Raw genomic sequence first — 20111 nt, 5'->3', positions numbered from 1 at the left:
GGGCGGCCGGCCCGTCGGCTTCGGCAGCGAAACACCGTCAACCGGCTCAAGAACTCCCGGGCCGTCGCCTCCTCGCTCAGTCCTTGACGGCGCCGGTGGCCAGCCCGCTCTGCCAGTAGCGCTGCAGAAGGAGGAACGCCGCGACCAGGGGGAGGACCGAGACGAGGGAACCGGTGACGACGATCGAGAAGAGGGCGTGGGCGCCGCCCAACCCGCTTGCCTGGGACTGCCATTGGGCGAGTCCGATGGTCACCGGGTACAGCTTCGGGTTGTTGAGCATGATCAGCGGCAGGAAGTAGTTGTTCCAGCTGGCGACGAGCTGGAAGAGCAGGACCGTGACGAATCCCGGCAGCATCAGCCGGAACCCCACCTGCCAGAAGGTACGCAGGGCCCCGGCGCCGTCCATCCGTGCGGCGTCGAGGAGGGTGTCGGGCACCGCCCCGTCCGCGTACACCCGCATCAGGTAGATGCCGAAGGGGCTCAGCAGCATTGGGATGATCACCGCGAGCGGGGTGTTGACCAGGCCGATCTTGCTGAACAGCAGATACGTCGGGATGGTCAGCACCATGATCGAGCCCAGCACGATGGAGAAGAGCAGAGCGCGGCCCGGGAAGCGGAACTTGGCGAAGGCGTAGCCGCCCAGCGCCGACAGGAAGGCCGAGCCCACGGAGCTGATCCCGGCGTAGAGCGCGGTGTTGAGCAGCCACCGGCCGTAGATGCCGCCGTCGTAGGTGAAGACGTCGTGGAGGTTGCCGAACAGGTGGAAGCCGCCGCCGAACCAGAGCCCGAACGTGGAGAAGAGGGACCCGTTGTCCTTGGTGGCGGAGACCACGAGCCAGAACAGCGGCAGCAGGAAGTACACCAGACAGGCCAGCATCACCAGGGTGAGGACATTGCTGCGGCGGGGCGTCGAGGAGGACGCGGAAGCGGGAGTGGTGTTGCTCGTCATGACCGGCGGGCCTTCCGTTGGGACGCGAGCTGCACGGCGTAGGAGACGACCACGATCACCGCGCCGAGCAGGAAGGAGACGGCCGAGGAGTAGTTCACTTCCTGGTTGGTGAACACCAGCGTGTACGCGTACATGTTCGGGGTGTACGAGGTGCTGATGGCCTGCGGCGCGAGCGCGGACAGCAGCTTGGGCTCGTTGAAGAGCTGGAAGGTGCCGATCACCGAGAAGATCACGCTGAGCAGCAGGGCCGGCCGGATCGCGGGGATCTTGATGTACCAGGCGACCCGGAACGCGCCGGCGCCGTCCACGGCCGCCGCCTCGTACAGCGTGGGCGACACCGACTGCAGGGCGGCGAACATGATGTGACGGCCCGGGCGGCCCGGGCAGGCCGCCAAGGGGGCCGGGTGTTCACTCGGGCGGTTCATAGCGGCCGTCGACGGCCGTCCACCCGCCGTCGACGGTGAGCATGCTCCCGGTCACGTAGCTCGCCGCGTCGGAGGCCAGGAACACCACGGCACCTGCCATCTCCTCGGACTGGGCCCAGCGGCCGAGCGCGGTCTTCGCGGCGTAGGCGTCGTACCGCACGGAATCGGACTGGGCCCAGGTCGTCATCGGCGACTCGACGACCCCGGGGGCGAGCGCGTTCACGCGCACGCCCAGCGGACCCAGCTCCGCGGCGGTCGTACGAAGCAGGGCGACGAGGCCGGCCTTCGTCGCGGAGTAGATGCCCTGGGCGGACTCGACGGTGACGGCGCGGATCGAGGAGACGCCGATGATCGAGCCGCGGCCGCGTGCGCCCATGGGCCTTCCGAAGGCGCGCAGGAGGTCGAACGGCGCCCGCAGGTTGAGGTCGACGATGCGGTCGAACTCGGCGTCGGAGTAGTCGACCAGCCGTCTGCGGACGTTCGTCGCCGGGGTGAAGACCAGCACATCGACCTCACCCAGCGCGGCGGGAGCCGCACGCACGGCCTCGCGGTCGAGGAGATCCAGCCGGTAGGGTTCGGCGCCGATCGCGGTGGCGGTGCCGGTGGCCGCGGCGAGGTCGAGGTCGGCGCAGACCACGGCGGCGCCATGTGCGGCAAGGGCCTGGGCGCAGGCGGCACCGATGCCACTGCCCGCGCCGATCACCACGGCCCGCCGGCCGTCGAGGCGGAAGAGGCGCGCAGGTCCGTCCGACGACTGCGTGTGTCCGCTCACTCCGTGCGCGGCGGGCCGGTCCGTGTACTCCGTCGTCATGACCCTTTCCTCCCTGAACAGGTGTCGAGCACCATCGACTCGATCTTGCACAGGCCCGGAACGCCGAGGAAGGCCCTGCTTTCCCCGGTACGCCACACCTGGGAACAGGTGTCCGAGAATCTGTCGGGCTCCCGGAGAGCCCGCTGCACCCCCTCCACCGAACGCCCCGCATACGTCGTCCACCGCGTCGCCCGTGCTCGCGGGAACCAGGGGTTCATTGACGAGACAGCAGGCCCCCTTTAGATTTGCGTCGATACATTGATGTCCATCAAAGGATGCAACGGTGACACGCAAAGCCATCCTGCTCGTCCACACCAACGCCGCCGGCCCCGAACACGAAGCCGCGTTCGACACCTGGTACGAGCAAGTGCACATCCCGCAGTTGCTGGAGCGTGTACCGGGCATCGTGAGGGCCACCCGCTTCACGACCTCCCCGGCCGGTCCGCCCACCGAGTACCGCCACCTGGCCCTGTACGAGATCGAGGCCGAGGACCCGGGCGCTGTGCTGGGTGCCATCGGGGAGGCGGCGGCCGCCGGTAAGCTCGACATGTCGCCGGCGATGGACAGCCGACCTCCAGTGATGACCTTGTACGAGTCGGCGCGGAGCGCCTGAGCGGGCGCGGCACCGCAGCCGGGCCGGTGGACCCGCCTCCCCGGACAGCGACGCGTCCACCTGCGGGACACAACCGCGAGAAAGCAGAGTCGAGATGAGCTCGAACGACGCCGTGCTTCTGGAAGAGCCGGCGCCAGGCGTACGGCTGATCACGCTCAACCGCCCAGACGTGCGGAACGCCATGACCGCCGAGGTGACTGCGGCCTGGTCGGCCGCACTGGCCGCGGTCACCGAGGACGATGGTGTGCGGGTGCTCGTGGTCACCGGAGCCGGGAGTTCGTTCTGCTCGGGCGCCGATCTCTCCTGGCTCGACCAGGGAGCGGCGCGGGACAACACGCCGGACCGGATGAGGCAGCGGATGCTGCCGTTCTACCGGACCTGGCTCGCGCCCAGGGAACTGCCCTTCCCCGTGATCGCCGCGGTCAACGGGCCCGCCGTCGGGGCCGGGCTGTGCCTGGCCCTGGCGTGCGACCTACGGTACGCAAGCACCTCCGCCAGGTTCAGCACTCCGTTCGTCTACCTGGGAACCCATGGTGGTATGGCCGCGACCTGGCTGCTCCAGGAGGCGGTCGGCGTGCCGCGCGCACGCGACCTCCTCTACACGGGGCGCGAACTGCGGGCCGACGAGGCCGCCGCGTGGGGGCTGGTCACCGAGGTGGCGGACGACGCCCTGGCCCGCTCCCTCGAGGTGGCCCGGCGCATCGCGAGCGCCGCGCCGATCGCGACCCGGCTGACGAAGGCCGGGCTTGAGCAGTCGGCAGGCGGGCTTGCCGCGTCGCTTCAGTGGGAGGCGCTGGCCCAGCCGGTGACGATGGCGACTTCGGACATTCACGAGGGGATCCGGGCCAAGAGGGAGCACCGCAGTCCCCTGTTCATGGGCGACTGAGGGTCCTGCTCCGGCCGTTCGGGACGCGGGCCAGTGCCCGGCCTGCCGGACCGGCTACGGACCGACGCGGATCAGGCCTTCCTGCGCGACCGTCGCGACAAGGGCGCCGCGGCGGTCGAAGACCGTACTGCGGCACAGCGCCCGGCCGCCGCCGGCCCACGACCCCTCCTGTGCGCAGAAGAACCAGTCGTCGCCGCGGAAGGCGCCGTCGTGGAACCACACGGTGTGATCCAGGCTCACCGCCAGCATCCCCGACGTGCCCATCCGCAGACCGTGCGGGGGCAGGGCCGCGGCGAGGAGGAACAGGTCCGACGCCAAGGCGAGGGTGCAGGCGTGCAGGAGGGGATCGGCGCCCAGGGGATCGCGCGCCCGGAACCACACGCCGTGGCGCGGCGGAGCAGTGGTGCCGGCGGCCACTCCCGGCGGGGCGCCGACGAAACGCATGTCGAAGGGGAAGCGGGCTCGGATGCCTCGGTACCACTCCCGCCCCCGGGCGTCCGGGAGCGACTCCTCCGGAGTGGGCAGCGACTCCGGGTCGGGTACGTCGAGCACCGCCGTCTGGTGCGTGAGCCCTGACTCCGGCCGGTGGAAGGAGGCGGTCAGCTGGAGCAGTTCCGTCCCCTGCTGGACGGCGACGACCCGCCGGGTGGCGAACGTGGAGCCGTTCCGCACGATCTCCACCTGGTAGTCGACCGCGCCCGAGGTATCGCCGACGCGCAGGAAGTGGGCGTGCACACTGTGCGCGCTGAACTCCTCGGGGACGGTTCGTCCCGCCGCGCAGAGTGCTTGTGCCACGGTCTGGCCGCCGAACAGCCGTGCTGTGCCGATGTTGGTACCGACGGCACGGAAGCCGGACGGCGACGACCGATGCAGGTCGAACAGGCCGGCCAGGTCGGGCGGATGACCGTCGGCCTGCTCCGCCGGGCGATCTGACGGGGCGTGGACCATGTCGGTCAACTGTGCAGCGGATCCGGTTTCCTTCATGGGAACTCCTCTCCGGTCGTCCGCGCGTCACAGCCGCACCGGCTGATCCTCCGGCAGGCCACGAGCCGGGACCAGCTGATTCGTCGGAGTTATCGGACGCCTTGCGGTAATGCGCACGACACTAGCGCGTCCGGCTTTCGTGGGCTAATACTGTGCCCACCGACGTAAATATCTCGAAGTATCGAAATGATGTAGGGATGTCCGATCCCTCTCTGTGCGGCATCCCTGCACGGAGCCGGTGATCTCACCGAACACGCGGCGCCGAACGAGCTTGTCCTCACCCTCCGGGCGCGCCCTCCCCTGCCGAGTCGTCGCACCGCAGCCCACCCGGCCCGAACACCCCGCGACCGACCGCGCTTGCCCACACCACGCCACACCCCCCGCCAAGAGGACCGTCCACCCCCGGGGAGACGGCCCTCCTCAGCGGAATCCGCTGTCCCGTACGGCCCGCCGCTACCGTCCGCACCGCATGTACTCAAAGGAGAGGCCATGACCGATGTCGGCAAACTGACCCACCCCGACGTGGAAGATCCCCCCCAGCCGAAACAGCGATCCACAGCGCACTATGTGCTGGTCACGGTTGCGGTGATGCTGATGATGGAGGCGACGGTCTTCTCCGCCGTCATGTTCATCAACATCCTGCACAACATGATCCCGCCGTTCACCCCGGGCCAGCTGCCGTGGATCGTGACCATCACCTTCCTGGTCGGCAGCGCGCTCCAGCCGCTCGCCGGAAAACTCTCCGACGTGTTCGGCTACAAGCGGCTCTTCATGGCGGCGGCGGTGCTCTTCCTCGCCGGCTCGCTCCTCGGGGCGCTGACATCCTCGTTCCCGCTGATGATGGTGGCACGGGTCCTCCAGGCTTCCGTCATCGCGATGCCCGGCGTCAACTACGCGTTCTTCCGCGAGTACCTGCCCAAGCGGATGGTCCCCATCGTGATCGGCCTGAGCGCGACGGGGATCGGCGTGGCCGTCGCCATAGGGCCGATCATCAGCGGTGCCCTGGTGGGCTCGTTCAGCTACCACTCCGTCTTCTGGTTCTGCTTCCTCTACATGCTCGCCCTCGCACCCGTCCTGTACTTCGGCGTACCCGACGTCGGACGCCGGAACAAGCGCGGGATCGACGTCGGGGGCGCGTTCCTGCTCACCCTCGGCATCGGCATGGTGCTGTTCGGCTTCACCCAGAGTTCGAGTGAGGGGTGGGCGTCGGTCGGCACGCTGGTGCCCTTCGCGATCGCGGTGCTCTCGTTCGTCGGGTTCGTCATCCTGGAGAACCGCTTGTCCGAACCGCTGATCGACATGAAGCTGCTGGCCAGTCCGGCGCTGCGGACCTCGCTGCTGATCGCGCTCTTCGCGTCGGTCCCCGCGTCGTCCTCCGGATTCCTGATCCCGCAGATGCTGGAGAGCCACGCCGGCGACGGGGTGTCGTACGGAATGGGCATGTCGTCCTTCCACACCGGCCTATTCGGGTTGTTCACAGGTGTCGTGACGATGATCTGCGGACCACTCGGCGGTTATCTGTGCCGACGCTACTCGCCGCGACTGGTCGTCCTGATGTGCTCCGTGATCGGGACCGTCGCGTCGGTGGTCGTCGCGTTGGCGCACGATCACCTGTGGGAGTACGCAATCAGCATGATGCTGTTCGGGGTCGCGTCGGGCTTCTACTACGCGGGGACGGTGAACCTGGTCATCGAGGCCGTTCCGCCGCGCCTCACCGGTGTGAGCGGCGGGCTACAGGCGACCACGTCGGCGCTCACCTCGGGTGCCGTGCCGGTGCTGGCCACCGTGGTGCTCGCGCTCTACATGGTGGGGGGCGCCGGCCCCGCCTACGCCGGGAAGGGCTACACCTACGTCTTCCTGAGCGCCGCGGTGTTCGGCGTGATCGCCGTCGTGCTGAGCGCGTTCATGCGGCACGGCCGCGCGCAGGCGACGGGCGGCGCGGCGGTGACCGACTGACGCCTGCCCGCCCGGCTCCTTCGCTGCCGTCCCGGTCCGACAGCCGGGACGGCAGCGAAGGCTGTGACGCAACAGACAGGTCGGGCGCGCTCCGGCAGCGTGGACGGAAAGCCTTACGGTAAGTATGTTGATAGGAAACTGTGCGGCGTGCTTCCAGACGAGTTCCGCGATCTGAAGTCCGGCGTACCGAGCGAAGGGGTCGCGCGTGCCGCACGAGCCGGACAGCGTCACTGTCACCGGAAAGGTCCAGCGCCAGGCTTGGCTGGACCGCGTTCTGCCTCCCGTGGAGCAGGTCAGGCCGGGCCTGTGGTCGATCCCGACGGTGTTTCCGAACAACCCGCTGCGCTATGTGCTGAGTTACGCGGTCGACTACGCCGGCGGAGTCGCGCTCGTCGACACCGGATGGCCGTGCGAGGACGCCTGGGACGGACTGGTGGCGGGCCTCGGCGAGGCCGGCTGGGACATCGGCGATGTCCGGGCCGTGCTGGTCACCCACGGGCACGCCGACCATTTCGGTCTGGCCCGCCGGGTCCGCGAGGTCAGCGGAGCGTGGATCGCGATGCACGAGGCGGACGCGCGTCCGCAGCGGGAGTTCGCCGAAGCCGGCGCCGGCGCCTTCGACCGGGCCCAGAGCACCTGGTTCGCCCGCAGGGGCATGCCCCTCGACGAACCGGCGAGCGCCGAACAACCGCGTCCGGAGATTTTCGAGCGGTTCGACGTGGTGCCCGACAGGCTGATCCAGGACGGCGATCGGCCGCTGGGTCCGGGGTCCTCGCTCTCGGCGATCTGGACCCCCGGCCACACGCCGGGGCACGTCTGCTTCTTCGACGCGGAGCGGAACGTGATGCTCACCGGGGACCACGTCCTGCCGAGGATCACCCCGAACATCAGCCCCCTGCCGGGCGACGAGGACGACGTCCTGGGTGACTACCTGTCCTCGCTACTGCTACTGGCCGAGTACGACGACGCCGAGGTGCTGCCGGCGCACGAGTACCGGTTCGCCGGTCTGAACCGGCGCGTGCACGACCTGAGGCGCCATCACGGCGACCGCCTGGCCGAGGTGATCGACGTGGTCCGCGCCGAGCCCGGCGCGGACACGGCCGCCGTCACAGCCGGACTGCGGTGGAGCCGGCCCTGGCCGCAGATGCAGGGCACGGCCCGCCGCTTCGCGATAGGCGAGGCCTACGCGCACCTCGTCCACCTGGCTCGCACGGGGTTCATCGTGAACAAGGGGGTCGACGCCGACGCCTGGCACCTGATCCGCGACACGCCGCCGGAACTCGGCTGAGCCGCCTCGGGGCCGTGGCGTCCGCGGTGCCGATCCGCGCTGCGCTACCAGGTCGGGAGCGCCCCGTCGGACTCGTGGCCGGCGGAGGTGGCCGAATCGGGAACCTGTCCGGCACCGGGCCCGGAAGTCAGCGCCCGCATGTCCTCGATGAGGGCATGCAGCACGTCGTCCCGCAGGGTGTAGTAGAAGCTCCGGCCCTCCTTGCGGACGGCGAGCAGGCCCGCCTGCACCAGGATCTTCGTGTGGTAGGAAATCGTGGGCTTGGACACCTCAAGGGTGTCCTCCAACGTGCTGGCGGCGAGTTCGTCGACCGCGGCGGCCTGCGAAACGATACTCCAACGCACCGGATCGCCCAGGGCCTTGAAGACGTCCGCGGGACGAAGCTCCGGCGACGCCGAGGCCTGCCGCAACCGACTGGTTCCGGCGATCCTGGCCATGGGTGCCGCCCTTCCCTTCCGTCGTTTCCGCGGCCCATGGTACCGCCGGGCGCAGCGCCGGAATCGCCGGTGGCGGCCGTCCCCTCTCGTGCCGGACCGCGCATCCCGGCAAACGCAGAAGTATCGAATCATTCTGGCCGGCTGATCCGGCCGGACACGTCATTCCTCACGGAGGTCCTCCAGATGCCCGACGACGCCGTGCCCTCAGCCAGCACCCTCTATCTCGACGGCACGTGGAGTGCCGCCGACTCGGGCGAGGAGTTCGCGGTGACGAACCCCGCCGACGGCACCACGCTCGGGCGCGCCGCCGACGCAGGCGCCGCCGAGACCCGCCGGGCGATCGAGGCGGCGAACCGTGCGTTCCCGTCCTGGTCGACGGCGACGGCCTACGAGCGGGCAGCCTTCCTTGAGCGCGCGCACCGCGCGATGACCGACGACACCGAGCGGCTGGCCCGGCTGATGACCCGGGAACAGGGCAAGCCGATCCGGGCGGCCCGCAACGAGGTGCGCTACGCCGCGGATTTCCTGAGCTGGTACGCGGAGGAGGCGAAGCGGGTCTACGGCACCACGATCCCCTCGTCCCGGGCCGGCCACCGGTTCCTGACGATGCGCCAGCCGGTCGGGGTGGTCGCCGCGATCACACCGTGGAACTACCCGATATCCATGATCACCCGCAAGGTCGCGCCGGCGCTGGCCGCAGGCTGCACAGTCGTACTCAAGCCCGCCGAGCAGACCCCGCTGTGCGCCGCCGCTGTCGTCGGCCTGCTGCACGAGGCCGGCGTTCCGGCTGGCGTGGTCAATCTGGTCACCACGAGCGACCCGGGTCCCGTGGCCGACACCCTGCTGGCAGCCCCGGAAGTGCGCAAGCTGACGTTCACCGGGTCCACCGACGTCGGCAGGATGCTCAACGCCAAAGCGGCTCGAACGGTGAAGCGGGTCTCGCTCGAACTGGGCGGCCACGCGCCGTTCATTGTGTTCGGCGACGCGGATCCCGCACGGGCCGCGAAAGGGCTGAGCCTGGTCAAGTTCCTCAACACCGGGCAGGCGTGCATCTGCCCGAACCGCGTCTTCGTCCACCGTCCGCTGCTCGACGACTTCCTCGATGTCCTGGTGGAGCGGGTGCGGGCGATGCGAGCCGGCAACGGGCTGGCCGACGGCGTCACGGTCGGACCGCTGATCGACGCCGCCGCGATGGCGAAGATGCAGCGCCAGGTCTCCGACGCGCTGGACAAGGGCGCCAAGGTCGTCGCCGGCGGCGAGCGGCTGTTCGACGACGGCCTGGCCGGCGGGCAGTTCTTCGCCCCCACCGTGCTCACCGGGGTCTCGCCCGACATGGATGTCTACTACGAGGAGACGTTCGGCCCGATCGCCCCGGTGATTCCGTTCGACGATGAGGACGAGGTGGTCGCGATGGCGAACGACACCGCGTACGGCCTCGCCGCCTACGTGTACACCAACGACCTGTCGCGCGCCCTGCGGGTCTCGGAGGCGCTGCGGTTCGGGATCGTGGGCATCAATGACATCAACCCGACGGGTGCCGCGGCGCCGTTCGGCGGGATCAAGGAGAGCGGCCTGGGTCGCGAGGGCGGCCCGCAGGGAATCGACGAGTACCTCGACACCAAGCTGGTCGGCATCTCGTTCTGATCGGGTTCCTCCGCTGGTCGGCCGGCACACCGGGACTCACGTCGGCGCCGCCCCTGAGGGGCGGCGCCGTGGTGGTGCGTCAGTGTGCGTCGCCGCCCCGAGCGGGCCTCCAGGTCAGCGCGAGCAGCGTCGCGGTACCGAAGATGCCCAGCAGTACGGCGACGCCACCGCCGCCCCACCCGGTCAGTTCCGTGCCGATCAGGTGGTCCACCGACGCGGTGCCCGGTCCCAGTGCCGCCAGCGCGACTGCCACCACGGCGATCAGCAGGACGTATTCATATCCCTCCTTGAACACGAAGAAGCCGTTCGCCCGGTGTGCGAGGAGACCGGCGATCACCATCACGCTGATGACCGCGCCGCAGGCGAAGGGGGTGAGGAATCCCGCCGCAATGGCTGCCCCGGCTCCGATTTCGGTGACGACGCTGGCCCACGCCTGGAGCTTTCCGTGCCGCAGTCCCAGGCCTTCGAACCAGCGGGCGGTGCCGGCGATGCGACCGCCACCGCGCCAGTGGTTGTACCCATGGGCGATCATGATGACGCCCAGCACCAACCGGACCACGACGAGCGCCACTTCCTGGGCGTCCATGGTCACACCCGTGCGGGCTCGGCCGACGCGGCCCGGGCCTCGGAGCGTGCCGCACGGCCGACCGCCGGTCCTGCGGTGAGGCCAAGCAGCGCGGCGAGTTCTCCCCGGTGGTGGGCCGAGTCACCGAACAGCAGCTCTGCCGACTTGATCCGGCGCAGGTACAGATGGGCAGGATGCTCCCAGGTGAACCCGATGCCTCCGTGGACCTGGATGTTCCGCTCCGCCGCCAGGGTGCACGCCTCGCTGGAGTACGCCTTGGCCAGCGCGGCGGCCTGCGCCAGCCCCTCCGGGTCCTCCGCGGCCACGCGGGCCGCGTACCGGGCGACCGCGAGGGCGGACTCGGCGGTGACGAAGATGTCGGCGCACAGGTGCTTGACGGCCTGGAACGACCCGATCGGCTTCCCGAACTGCTCGCGGAGTTTGGCATAGTCGACGGCCATCTCCAGCACCTTCTGCGTCGCTCCGGCGAGTTCGGCGGCGATGCCGACCGCCCCGAGCGCCAGCACATGGCGCTGCCCCGAGGCGAAGTCGCCCCCGATCCGGCGCACCTCGACGTCCGTGAAGCGGACCCGGGCGATCTCGCGCGTCAGGTCGAGCCCGGACAGCGGCGTGCGCTCCAGCCCGGAGCTGTCCGCCGTCACGGCGAACAGTCCGAGCTGGGCACCGACCGGGGCGACGACCAGGAGGACATCGGCGGCCAGTCCGTCGAGCACCGCCTCGACCTGACCGTTCAGCCGCCACGTCCCTTCGGTGAGCCGGGCGGCTGCCGTCGACTCGCCGGGCCGCCCGGTCAGCCCTTCGGAGAACGCGACGGTCGCGATCGTCGTGCCTGCTGCGATGTCCGCCAGCAGCTCGGAGGCAAGGTCGTCGTCACCGGACGCCGTCAGCGCTCCGACGGCAAGGACGGCGTTGGAGAAGAAGGGGCCGGGCAGCAGGCTTCGGCCCATCTCCTCCAGCACGACGCCCATTTCGACGAACGAGGTGCCCTGGCCGCCGAGCGCCTCGGGGACGAGGAGGCCGTGCAGGCCGAGTTGCTGCGCGAGCTGGTCCCAGACCTCGGCATCGCGGCCGAGCCCCGCGTCGACGACCCTGCGTACGGCGCTCTCCGGCGCCTTGCGTTCGAGGAACGCCCGCACGGTGCGACGCAGCTCACTCACTTCGGGGGCGAGTTCATGATCCATCGGTTCTCCGTAAGGTGTGGGACGGCCGGCGGGGCCGGGCGTGGTCAGGACGGCAGACCGAGCACGCGCTGGGCGAGGATGTTCTTCATCACCTCGGTGGTGCCCCCGGCGATCGTGGAGGCGCGGGCGCGCAGATAGTCCGTCATGAGTGCGTCGTCCAGGCCGGCAACCGCGCCGAGGCCGCCCAGGGCCAGCTGGGTCTGCGCGAGCCGCTGCCCGAACTGGCTCCACTCCAGCTTGATGATCGACTGCTCGGGTCCCGGCTGGCCTGTGGCCCTGATCGACGCCAGGGACCGCTGCCCCAGGACGCCCACGACCCGGCCCTCCACCCAGCGCCGCACCAGTTCGTCGCGCAGCAACGGGGAGAGCTCCCGCCCGGTCCGGTCGAAGCGCAGCGAGTCCACTACGGCCTCCACCTGCCGCTGGACCTGGGAGGCATGCGTCACGACGCCGCTGCGCTCGTGGCCGAGCGTGGTCATGGTGACGCCCCAGCCCTGGTTGAGCGGCCCCAGCAGGCTGCTGACGGGGACTCGCGCCCCGGTGAAGTACACCTCCGCGAACTCGGACTCCCCGGTGATCTGCCGGATCGGATTGCGCTCCACGCCAGGGGTGTCGAGCGGGATCAGCAGCGCGGAGATGCCCTTGTGCTTCGGCACGTCCGGGTCGGTGCGCACCAGAAGTTGCATGTGTGAGGCGCGCACACCGTCCGAGGTCCAGATCTTCTGGCCGTCGATGACGAACTCGTCGCCGTCGAGGACGGCCCGGGTCCGGAGGCCTGCCAGGTCGGAACCGGTGCCGGGTTCGCTGAACCCCTGGCACCAGATCTCGCTGCCGTCGAGGATGGCGGGCAGGTGGCGGCGCTGCTCCTCGGTTCCCCACTGGGCGATGGTGGGGCCGACGTTGGCCACTCCGTAGATGCCTGCGGTGCCGGGGGCCCCGTACTCCGCCAGGACCTCGCTGCAGGCCAGGGCCTCCACGACGTCCAGGCCCCGGCCGCCGAACTCCTCGGCCCACTGGGGTGCCACCCAGCGGTCCTTCTGCAGTATGCGCTGCCAGGCCAGCTTCCCCTCGAACTCCGGTTGCTCGCCCCACTGTTCGCGGAAGGCGGGCAGGTGGACGTCGAGGTAATGGCGCAGCTCGTCTGTCGCGGTCACGACGCGGACTCCTTCGGTCGCTGGTTCGGTTCCCCGCGCGTGGCACGGAAGAGGGCGGTCATCGGCTCGACCAGGCGGAGTGTCCTCAGCAGGTCGTTGAGATGGGTGCAGCCGTGCGGGCCGACGAGCCGCCGGCGGACCTCCGGTTCGATCTCGTCCAGCGGAACTCCGTGCAGGCTCACGGCCGTTGCGGCTGCTGCCGGGCATTCCGGGAACGGCAGGGCGCCGGGACGTGCCGTCAGTTCCCGCACCACCGGGAGGCCGCCGACCCCGGCCGCGACGGTCGCCGTGATCTCGTACTCGTGGACGACGACCTCGATGCCGTCCGGGCGGCAGTAGGTGTCGCGGAAGTATCCGTACACGCCGGTGACCGTGTCGGGGCTCACCTCGATGAGGCGCCGCCGCCGCATCCCCGCCCGGGGCGGAGGGGGGTCGGCGTGCCAGACCCGCTCGTTCCCGCCGACTAGGTCGGGAGCGGGCGGACGCGACGTGAGCATGTCGGGAAGCGCCTCGTCGGAGGTGGCCGCGGTGCCGTCGGCGGCCCAGCCCACGCACACCCCGATGGCTAGGGAGGGCCGCTGGTCGTCGGGGCGCGCGGGTGCGTGTTGCTGCAACTGGGCGTAGCCGGAGATGATCCGCATGCCCGGCAGGTCGTCGAGCAGGGCGGCCTGGAGGCCGGCGCCGCCGACCGGGCCGAAGTGTGCCGTGAGCGCGCGGCGGAACCCGCGACGGGAGTCGATCCCGACCAGCTCGGCCGGCAACCGGCTGCCGCCCGCGTCGCCGGTGGTGTCATCGGTGTCCCGCAACGTGCCGTCCTTGTCCACCCGGGCGCGGAACCGGTGGGTGGCGTGTTCGCGGGTGTGTCCCCGGCCGTCGGCGATGAGGTCCCTGCCCCGTGCGTCGACCAGTGTTCCCGCGCGCCAGGTGCCGTCGGGGCGCGCGTCGACGGTGGTGGTGCGCCGGATCGAGCCGCGGCTGATCGGCGCCGGACTCCCCGGCGCGGAACGGCCGTCGGGCGCGCCCGCGGAGCCCGGCGTCCGTCTGCCCGTTTCCGAACCGAACGGCATGACTCGGCCTCCTTCTTCGTCGGTCACCGTCAAGAGGTGAGAACCATGGCCCCGCACTGCGGTCCGTGCGCGTTGGCGACGACCGCCACGTCGGCGCCGGTGACCTGGCGGTCGCCGCATTCGCCGCGCAGCTGGAGGACCGCCTCGTTGAGGAAGCTGAGACCGTGCAGTCGGCCCTCGGCCAACTGGCCGCCATTGGTGTTGAGCGGCAGTCGGCCGCCCGGACCGATGGTCCGGCCGCCGTCCACCCAGTCGCCGAACTCGCCGATGCCGCAGAGGCCCAGGGCCTCCACCCAGGAGATGGTGATGTGGGTGAAGCCGTCGTAGAGCTCGGCCACCTTGACGTCCTGGGGTGTCACCGACGAGCGTTCCCACAGCCGGTTGCCGCAGCCGACGGTGCCGCCGAAGACGAGGTCGTCGGCGAAGCTCCAGCTGGGCCGGGAGCCGGTTCCCTGGGCCATCGCGTCGACGACGACCGGCTTCCTGCGCAGGTCCGCGGCGCGCTCGGCCGACGTGATCACCGTGGCGCAGGCACCGGTGACCGGGTAGTCGCAGTCGAACAGGCGCAGCGGCTCCGCGATGTAGCGCGAGGAGAGGTAGTCGTCCATGGTGATCGGGGTCCGCAGGACGGCCCGCTCGTTGAGGGCGGACCAACGGCGGGCGTTGACCGCGATGTGACCGTAGTCCTCCTCGCTGCCGCCGAAGTCGACGAAGCGCCGGTACTTGCGCATGCCCATGGACGGGATGACCGCGCCGTAGTCGCCGTACGGTGCCAGGAACTGGGCCGGGCCGTCGGCCGGCGGGAACTCCGCCTTGCCGCTCTGCTGGCCCCACTCCCGGGTCACCGACCTGAACACCAGGGCGGTCTCGCAGGCGCCGGACGCCACGGCCATCACGGCGTTCTGCGCCGCCGCGAGGCCCGAGGGGCCCGAGGCCGAGTTGTCGCCGAACACCGCGAGGTCGCGGATGCCGAGCATCCGCTGCATCTCGACGGCGATCTGGGTGCCCTGTCCCGGGTACTCGAAGATCCCGTCGATGTCAGCGGTCGTCAGCCCGGCGTCCCCGATCGCCTGCTTGGCGGCTGTCACCGCGAGCGGCCGGGAGTCGACCCCCGTCTCACGGTGGATGGTGGAGTAGCCGACACCGACGACGGCGGTGGCACGGGTTCCGAAGGCCACGGTTCAGGTTCCGTTCTTCTGGACGGGGCGGAACTGGGGCAGTGTGATGTCCCCGCGTTGTTCGTAGACGGCTTCGAGCGGATCACCGGCTTTGAGGTCGGCGATGTCGGCCTCGACGATGTTGGTCTGGAGGCGGATGCCAGGTGCGTCGTCGAGCTGGACCTGGGCGATGACGTAGGGCAGGGAGTCGTTCCAGGCGGGGTGGAAGGCCTGCCGGACCACCGTCATCGCGTACAGGGTGCCGCGGCCGCTGACCGGTTTCGCCGTCAGGGACTGCGACTGGCAGGTCTCGCAGACCGCGTTGGGCGGGAACTGCACATGGCCGCATTCCTCGCACGCCTGGACCGTCAGGCGCCCCTGGGCCGCGTTCTCCCAGTAGAACGCGCTGTACCGGTCCGGGACCGGAGCCTGCTTGTCCGTCATCGCCACCTCCGACATCGCACCCGCGGCCACCGGGGCCGTAGTGCACAGGGCCGCAAGTTTTACATACCGTAACTCTTACCGCAATGCTTTCGATGTAGTTGCGGGGCCCTGCCCGACACCCGGCCCGGACCGCGCCCCACTACCTCCGCCGCTCTGGCGATTCTCTTACAGTAATGCTTATGGTAATACCTTCTCCGGGCGGTGGATTCGGCTGATAGCCGCTTCTCCCCGCCGAACGGCCGAGTGGCCGGTCACTGAGCAATCGCAGAGGGAAGGACTCCAATGACGGGAATCCTGAACGGCATCAAGGTCGTCGAGCTCGCTTCCTGGGCCTTCGTGCCCGCTGCGGGAGCGGTCCTCGCCGACTGGGGCGCCGACGTCGTCAAGATCGAGGACACCCGCGGCGGCGACTCCACACGCAGCCTGGTGGTCGGCGGCCTGCGGCGCGAGAACGCCGCGGTCGACGCCGACTACATGATGGAGATCACCAACCGCGGCAAGCGAAGCATCGGCCTGGACCTGAAATCGGACAAGGGCCGGGAGTTGTTCGCCCAGTTGATCGCGTCGGCCGACGTGTTCCTGACGAACTGGCTTCCCGGCCCCCGGGCCCGGGCGCGGCTCGATGTCGAGGACATCCGCGCGATGAACCCGAAGATCATCATCGCCCGCGGCTCCGGCCAGGGCCCGCGCGGCCCCGAGAACGACAAGGGCGGCTACGACGCCTCCAGTTTCACCGCACGCGGAGGCGTCGCCTACGCCCTCACACCCCCGGGGGCCGAGTTCCCGTTCTCCCAAGGGGCGGCATTCGGTGACCTGCCCAGTGGCATGTCGCTCGCGGGCGGGATCGCCGGCGCGCTGTTCCACCGTGAGCGCACCGGGGAGCCGAGCGTGGTCGACGTCTCGCTCCTCGCACAGGCCATGTGGACCATGGCCCCGGACATCCTCGCGGCCGAGTTCTTTGGCGTCGACAGGACCCCCGTGCCGCCGCCCGGCAGCGCGCTGAATCCGGTCACGAACCGGTACCAGACCAAGGACGGGCGCTGGATCCAGCTGGTCTTCCTCCAGCCGGACCGTTTCTGGCACGACTTCTGCGTCCGGGTGGGACGCGCGGACCTGGCCGACGACGAGCGGTTCACCCCCTCTCAGAACCTGATCGCGAACGCCGCCGAGGCGGTGCGCCTGCTCCGGGAGACGTTCGCCGCACAGGACCTCGACCACTGGACGAAGGCACTCGCCGACGAGAAGGGCGTCTGGTCGGTGATCGCCAGCCCGCAGGAGGTCCTGGCCGACCCGCAGGCGATCGCGAACGAGTACCTCGTACCGAACAAGGACGACCTCGGACGCGAATACCACGTGGTGTCCAACCCCGTGCAGTTCGACGAGACCCGGCCGCAGTCCGCACGCGCCCCGGAGTACGGCGAACACACCGAGGCGCTGCTGGTCGAGGCCGGCGTGAGCTGGGCCGAGATCGCCGAGGCGAAGGAGCTCAAGGCGATCCTCTGAGCGCCGGGCGGCCCATGCCGGAGCGGGTCCGACCCCGGCTGATCCGTGAACGCGGCACGACCGTGGCCGCGCCCTCCTCAAGGGCGCGGCCACGGTCGTCCAAGGTCGGCGAAAGACGCGCCGACCTTCCTATAGTAGCCCTTACGGTATACATTACTGCAAGAACCTCGGTCCGCCGTTGCCACCTCCGTGCCACGGCACCGGTCCTATCGGGCGAAGGAGAGACCTCATGCCACTGACCGTCGGCAGCCAGCTCCGCAGTACAACCTCGACGTGTGAGGTCGTGGTGGTCCGCGCACCCGGCCTCGAAGGCGCGGTGTACTGCGGCGAGGCGGAGATGACGAGCGACGCCGCAGGCCGGCCCGCCACCGGGTCATGCGACGGCCCCGCGGTCGTGCTGGGCAAGCGCTACGAGCACAAGCCGTCCGGGCTCGAACTGCTCTGCGTCAAGCCGGGCCCGGGGCCGCTCACGTTCGACGGAGTGGAACTCGTGCTCAAGTCCGCCAAGCCGCTGCCCGCATCCGACTGACCGGAGGACCCCGTGGATCTCTTGACCCTGCTCGACATGGTCGCCACCGGAATGGGCGACCGTGTCCTCGTCGGCGAACGACAGGACGGCCTGACCGGAGCACAGTTGCGCGACCGCGCGGCGACAGGCGGCCGTCTCCTCGCCGGAACGGGTGCCCGAACCGTCGTATACCTCGGGGGGAACGGCCCCGCCTTCCCCGTGGCACTGTTCTCCGCCGCGGCGGCGCACGTGCCCTTCCTACCGCTGAACTACCGCCTGGGCGACGACCAGTTGCGCGAGATCCTGGCACGCCAGGAAGACGCTGTCGTGGTCACCGACGCCTCGGAGCGGGCGGAGCGCCTCGCTCCCCACCTGACGGTGCTCGACCTGGGCGGGTTCCTGGACCGCTGCGCCCCCACCACGCCGGACGCGACCCTGGTCAGCGGCGGCCAGGAGGCCGTCGCGGTGCTGCTGATGACGAGCGGAACCACGGCAGCACCCAAGAGCGCGGTCCTACGGCACCGCCACCTGACGTCGTACATCCTGGGCTCGGTGGAGTTCGCCTCGGCCGAGGAGACCGACGCCACCGTGGTCAGCGTCCCCCCCTACCACATCGCCGCGGTCGCGAATCTGCTGTCGAACCTGTACGCCGGGCGCAGGATCGTCTATCTGGACCACTTCACCGCCGCCGAGTGGCTGGAGGTGGTCCGCACGCAGGCCATCACCCACGCGATGGTCGTCCCGACGATGCTCAGCCGCATCGTGCGAGAGCTCCAGGAGTCCGCGGCCACCGCACCGCCTTCCCTGCGCTCCCTGTCGTACGGCGGCGCCAAGGTGTCCGCGAAGGTCATCGCGGACGCCCTGCGGCTGTTCCCCGAGACGGGCTTCGTGAACGCGTACGGGCTGACGGAGACCTCCTCCTCGATCGCCGTCCTCGGTCCCGACGACCACCGCGAAGCGCTGGACGGCGACGACCCTCAGGTACGGCTGCGACTGGGCTCCGTCGGCCGCGCCCTGCCCCACGTCACGATCGAGGTCCAGGACGACCATGGCGAGCCGTGTGCCCCTGGGGTTGTCGGCGACATCGTGGTCCGGGGCGCGCAAGTGGCCGGCGAGTACGTGGAGGGCGGCAGCCGCCTCGACGAACGGGGCTGGTTTCCCACCCGCGACCTCGGCTACCTCGACCAGGACGGTTATCTGTTCGTCCAGGGCCGGGCCGACGACACCATCATCCGCGGCGGCGAGAACATCGCTCCCGCCGAGATCGAGGAGGCCGTAGCCACACACGAGGCGGTACTCGACTGCGCCGTCGTCGGCGTCCCGGACGAGGAATGGGGCCAGCGCATCGCGGCGTTCGTCGTGGTCAAGCCGGAGCACCGGTGCACCGTCGAAGAGATCCGGACCCATGTCCGGACCCGGCTGCGCGGATCCAAAACGCCCGACCTGGTGAGGTTCATCGAAGAACTCCCCGTCACGGCGACCGGCAAGGTGCTGAGGCGGAACCTGGTCGCCGACTTCGCTGTCCGCTAGGAGTGCCGCGTCCCGGGCCGCCGGAGACGGAGCCGGGACCTCGTAGGTACGGGCACGCAACGGAGCGCCCGTCAGACGAAGGCCATACTATAAAGCCGACGTCGATATCAGTATGGGATGGGCTACCGTATGCCACACGCGACCAACAAGGTGAACGCCCCGACGAAGTCCGGCCGCCGGCCCCGGGGGTCGCTCAGCAGCGAAGCCATCCTGGATACCGCCTTCGCGCTGGCCGAGGAGGACTCCCTCGACGCCCTGAGCATGCCGAAGGTCGCGTCTCGTCTGCGCGTCGGCGTGACCAGCCTCTACTGGTACTACCGCTCCAAGGAGGAACTCCTCGACGCCATGCTCGTCGTGGCGTCCGGGAGGTTCCTCGGCCAACTGCCCGACTACGCCGGGCTGCCCTGGGACGAGCACTGCCGCTCCTACTTCGGGGAGATGCGTCGTATCTTCCACGACAACCCCGTGCTGTGCGACTTCCTCATCTTCCGGAACCAGCTCAGCACCGTCCGCCCGCGGACACTCTTCCTCGACCGGATCGACCGCGAGGTGTCGATCCTCCTCGACGCCGGTTTCGACCCCGCGACGGCGGCGCGCGGCTACATGGCCATGTCCGTCTACACCCAGGGGTGCGTGCAGAAGACGCGCCTGTTCGAGCGCACCGGAGAGCAGGAGAACCGGTTCGCGTGGCACGGCTCCGATCCCATCTGGGCCTCGCAGAGCCCGGAAGAGCAACGTACCTACCCCGGCATGGAGCAGACCCAGGAGTACTGGAGCGTCAGCTTCGCGGCGGACGCGGATTTCGAGGCCGGGCTCGAATTCATCATCGACGGGCTGCGGGGCAGGCTCAAGCGGCCCGAAAAACCTGCCCGGAAGCGTGCCGCTCCCCGGAAGCAGAAGACCGAAAGCTGAGCGGGCGGCGCGCTCCGGGACCCTGGCCGGCGAGACCTCGCCGGCCAGGAGAGCCCGCCTGCGAAACCACCAGCGG

19 protein-coding genes and 1 pseudogene are annotated in these 20111 nt (G+C 70.0%); 9 read left to right on the top strand and 11 right to left on the bottom strand.

The annotated features are described in order from the left end of the window. Positions 1-76: 76 nt before the first annotated feature. From ACFWP5_RS20075 to ACFWP5_RS20065, 3 genes and pseudogenes are all read right to left on the bottom strand, one after another. Positions 77-949 (bottom strand): carbohydrate ABC transporter permease, encoded by an 873-nt coding sequence (locus ACFWP5_RS20075; RefSeq protein WP_384157921.1) that lies wholly within the window; start codon positions 947-949, stop codon positions 77-79. Continuing rightward, positions 946-1311 (bottom strand): annotated as a pseudogene (locus tag ACFWP5_RS20070) (carbohydrate ABC transporter permease); the annotation flags it as partial. The gene ACFWP5_RS20075 and the pseudogene ACFWP5_RS20070, both read right to left, overlap by 4 nt. A gap of 46 nt (positions 1312-1357) precedes the next feature. Beyond that, complete coding sequence (locus ACFWP5_RS20065) at positions 1358-2185, bottom strand: SDR family NAD(P)-dependent oxidoreductase (RefSeq protein ID WP_384157918.1); 828 nt, start codon at positions 2183-2185, stop codon at positions 1358-1360. Between the two features lie 283 nt (positions 2186-2468). On the opposite strand from ACFWP5_RS20065, the gene ACFWP5_RS20060 reads away from it, so the two are divergent. Together ACFWP5_RS20060 and ACFWP5_RS20055 are read left to right on the top strand one after the other, a co-directional pair. Beyond that, positions 2469-2798 (top strand): hypothetical protein, encoded by a 330-nt coding sequence (locus ACFWP5_RS20060; RefSeq protein WP_384157915.1) that lies wholly within the window; start codon positions 2469-2471, stop codon positions 2796-2798. Positions 2799-2892: 94 nt separating this feature from the next. Next, complete coding sequence (locus tag ACFWP5_RS20055; protein WP_384157912.1) at positions 2893-3684, top strand: enoyl-CoA hydratase/isomerase family protein; 792 nt, start codon at positions 2893-2895, stop codon at positions 3682-3684. 54 nt (positions 3685-3738) lie between these two features. On the opposite strand, the gene ACFWP5_RS20050 is transcribed toward ACFWP5_RS20055, so the two are convergent. Then, positions 3739-4668, bottom strand: a complete 930-nt coding sequence (locus ACFWP5_RS20050) for an acyl-CoA thioesterase (RefSeq protein WP_384157909.1) — start codon at positions 4666-4668, stop codon at positions 3739-3741. A gap of 489 nt (positions 4669-5157) precedes the next feature. Between ACFWP5_RS20050 and ACFWP5_RS20045 the strand changes: the two genes are divergently transcribed. Further along, entirely contained in the window at positions 5158-6624 is a 1467-nt protein-coding gene (locus ACFWP5_RS20045; RefSeq protein ID WP_384157906.1) for an MFS transporter, read from the top strand. A gap of 205 nt (positions 6625-6829) precedes the next feature. Beyond that, complete coding sequence (locus ACFWP5_RS20040) at positions 6830-7912, top strand: MBL fold metallo-hydrolase (RefSeq protein WP_384157903.1); 1083 nt, start codon at positions 6830-6832, stop codon at positions 7910-7912. A 44-nt stretch (positions 7913-7956) separates the two neighbouring features. On the opposite strand, the gene ACFWP5_RS20035 is transcribed toward ACFWP5_RS20040, so the two are convergent. Further along, entirely contained in the window at positions 7957-8349 is a 393-nt protein-coding gene (locus ACFWP5_RS20035) for an ArsR/SmtB family transcription factor (RefSeq protein ID WP_384157900.1), read from the bottom strand. A gap of 183 nt (positions 8350-8532) precedes the next feature. On the opposite strand from ACFWP5_RS20035, the gene ACFWP5_RS20030 reads away from it, so the two are divergent. Next, the gene (locus ACFWP5_RS20030; protein ID WP_384157897.1) at positions 8533-9993 is read left to right on the top strand and encodes an NAD-dependent succinate-semialdehyde dehydrogenase; all 1461 of its coding nucleotides are present in this window, start codon (positions 8533-8535) and stop codon (positions 9991-9993) included. A gap of 79 nt (positions 9994-10072) precedes the next feature. Here the strand turns inward: ACFWP5_RS20030 and ACFWP5_RS20025 are convergent, their stop codons facing one another. The 6 genes from ACFWP5_RS20025 to ACFWP5_RS20000 are packed head-to-tail and all read right to left on the bottom strand — an operon-like array spanning position 10073 to position 15582. After that, positions 10073-10579 carry a DoxX family protein gene (locus ACFWP5_RS20025; protein ID WP_384157894.1) on the bottom strand — a complete coding sequence of 169 codons (507 nt, stop codon included), beginning with the start codon at positions 10577-10579 and terminating at the stop codon, positions 10073-10075. A 2-nt stretch (positions 10580-10581) separates the two neighbouring features. After that, complete coding sequence (locus ACFWP5_RS20020; protein WP_384157891.1) at positions 10582-11760, bottom strand: acyl-CoA dehydrogenase family protein; 1179 nt, start codon at positions 11758-11760, stop codon at positions 10582-10584. 44 nt (positions 11761-11804) lie between these two features. Continuing rightward, positions 11805-12914: an acyl-CoA dehydrogenase family protein gene (locus ACFWP5_RS20015; protein WP_384157888.1), complete on the bottom strand. Its 1110-nt coding sequence runs from the start codon at positions 12912-12914 to the stop codon at positions 11805-11807. Then, positions 12911-13981 (bottom strand): DUF2889 domain-containing protein, encoded by a 1071-nt coding sequence (locus ACFWP5_RS20010; RefSeq protein ID WP_384157885.1) that lies wholly within the window; start codon positions 13979-13981, stop codon positions 12911-12913. Before ACFWP5_RS20010 ends, ACFWP5_RS20015 begins: the two co-directional genes overlap by 4 nt. Before the next feature lie 29 nt (positions 13982-14010). After that, on the bottom strand, positions 14011-15159 hold the full coding sequence (locus tag ACFWP5_RS20005) for a thiolase family protein (RefSeq protein ID WP_384157882.1): 1149 nt from the start codon (positions 15157-15159) through the stop codon (positions 14011-14013). A 3-nt stretch (positions 15160-15162) separates the two neighbouring features. Then, entirely contained in the window at positions 15163-15582 is a 420-nt protein-coding gene (locus ACFWP5_RS20000) for a Zn-ribbon domain-containing OB-fold protein (protein WP_384157879.1), read from the bottom strand. A 282-nt stretch (positions 15583-15864) separates the two neighbouring features. Here ACFWP5_RS20000 and ACFWP5_RS19995 point away from each other — a divergent pair, with 282 nt between their 5' ends. The 4 genes from ACFWP5_RS19995 (at position 15865) to ACFWP5_RS19980 (ending at position 20035) form a co-directional block, all read left to right on the top strand. Then, entirely contained in the window at positions 15865-17085 is a 1221-nt protein-coding gene (locus ACFWP5_RS19995; protein WP_384157876.1) for a CaiB/BaiF CoA transferase family protein, read from the top strand. A gap of 229 nt (positions 17086-17314) precedes the next feature. Further along, positions 17315-17614, top strand: coding sequence for a hypothetical protein (locus ACFWP5_RS19990; protein WP_384157873.1), 300 nt, complete (start codon positions 17315-17317; stop codon positions 17612-17614). Positions 17615-17626: 12 nt separating this feature from the next. Beyond that, entirely contained in the window at positions 17627-19123 is a 1497-nt protein-coding gene (locus tag ACFWP5_RS19985; RefSeq protein ID WP_384157870.1) for a class I adenylate-forming enzyme family protein, read from the top strand. A gap of 129 nt (positions 19124-19252) precedes the next feature. After that, a complete protein-coding gene (locus ACFWP5_RS19980; protein WP_384157867.1) occupies positions 19253-20035 on the top strand; it encodes a TetR/AcrR family transcriptional regulator in 783 nt (260 codons plus the stop codon). Positions 20036-20111: the final 76 nt, after the last annotated feature.

This window comes from Streptomyces sp. NPDC058469 (assembly GCF_042721125.1).
GTDB lineage: Bacteria > Actinomycetota > Actinomycetes > Streptomycetales > Streptomycetaceae > Streptomyces.
Note: the sequence above shows the minus strand (reverse complement) of the source record. Positions and strands in the feature narration are given on the sequence as shown.

Bases quoted from the DNA above. Each gene is read 5' to 3' on its own strand.
- ACFWP5_RS20020 (WP_384157891.1), bottom strand. From the start codon at position 11,760: ATGGATCATGAACTCGCCCCCGAAGTGAGTGAGCTGCGTCGCACCGTG.
- ACFWP5_RS20075 (WP_384157921.1), bottom strand. From the start codon at position 949: ATGACGAGCAACACCACTCCCGCTTCCGCGTCCTCCTCGACGCCCCGC.
- ACFWP5_RS20055 (WP_384157912.1), top strand. From the start codon at position 2,893: ATGAGCTCGAACGACGCCGTGCTTCTGGAAGAGCCGGCGCCAGGCGTA.
- ACFWP5_RS20045 (WP_384157906.1), top strand. From the start codon at position 5,158: ATGACCGATGTCGGCAAACTGACCCACCCCGACGTGGAAGATCCCCCC.
- ACFWP5_RS20030 (WP_384157897.1), top strand. From the start codon at position 8,533: ATGCCCGACGACGCCGTGCCCTCAGCCAGCACCCTCTATCTCGACGGC.
- ACFWP5_RS19990 (WP_384157873.1), top strand. From the start codon at position 17,315: ATGCCACTGACCGTCGGCAGCCAGCTCCGCAGTACAACCTCGACGTGT.
- ACFWP5_RS20025 (WP_384157894.1), bottom strand. From the start codon at position 10,579: ATGGACGCCCAGGAAGTGGCGCTCGTCGTGGTCCGGTTGGTGCTGGGC.
- ACFWP5_RS19980 (WP_384157867.1), top strand. From the start codon at position 19,253: ATGCCACACGCGACCAACAAGGTGAACGCCCCGACGAAGTCCGGCCGC.
- ACFWP5_RS19995 (WP_384157876.1), top strand. From the start codon at position 15,865: ATGACGGGAATCCTGAACGGCATCAAGGTCGTCGAGCTCGCTTCCTGG.
- ACFWP5_RS20010 (WP_384157885.1), bottom strand. From the start codon at position 13,981: ATGCCGTTCGGTTCGGAAACGGGCAGACGGACGCCGGGCTCCGCGGGC.
- ACFWP5_RS20000 (WP_384157879.1), bottom strand. From the start codon at position 15,582: ATGACGGACAAGCAGGCTCCGGTCCCGGACCGGTACAGCGCGTTCTAC.
- ACFWP5_RS20035 (WP_384157900.1), bottom strand. From the start codon at position 8,349: ATGGCCAGGATCGCCGGAACCAGTCGGTTGCGGCAGGCCTCGGCGTCG.
- ACFWP5_RS20050 (WP_384157909.1), bottom strand. From the start codon at position 4,668: ATGAAGGAAACCGGATCCGCTGCACAGTTGACCGACATGGTCCACGCC.
- ACFWP5_RS20065 (WP_384157918.1), bottom strand. From the start codon at position 2,185: ATGACGACGGAGTACACGGACCGGCCCGCCGCGCACGGAGTGAGCGGA.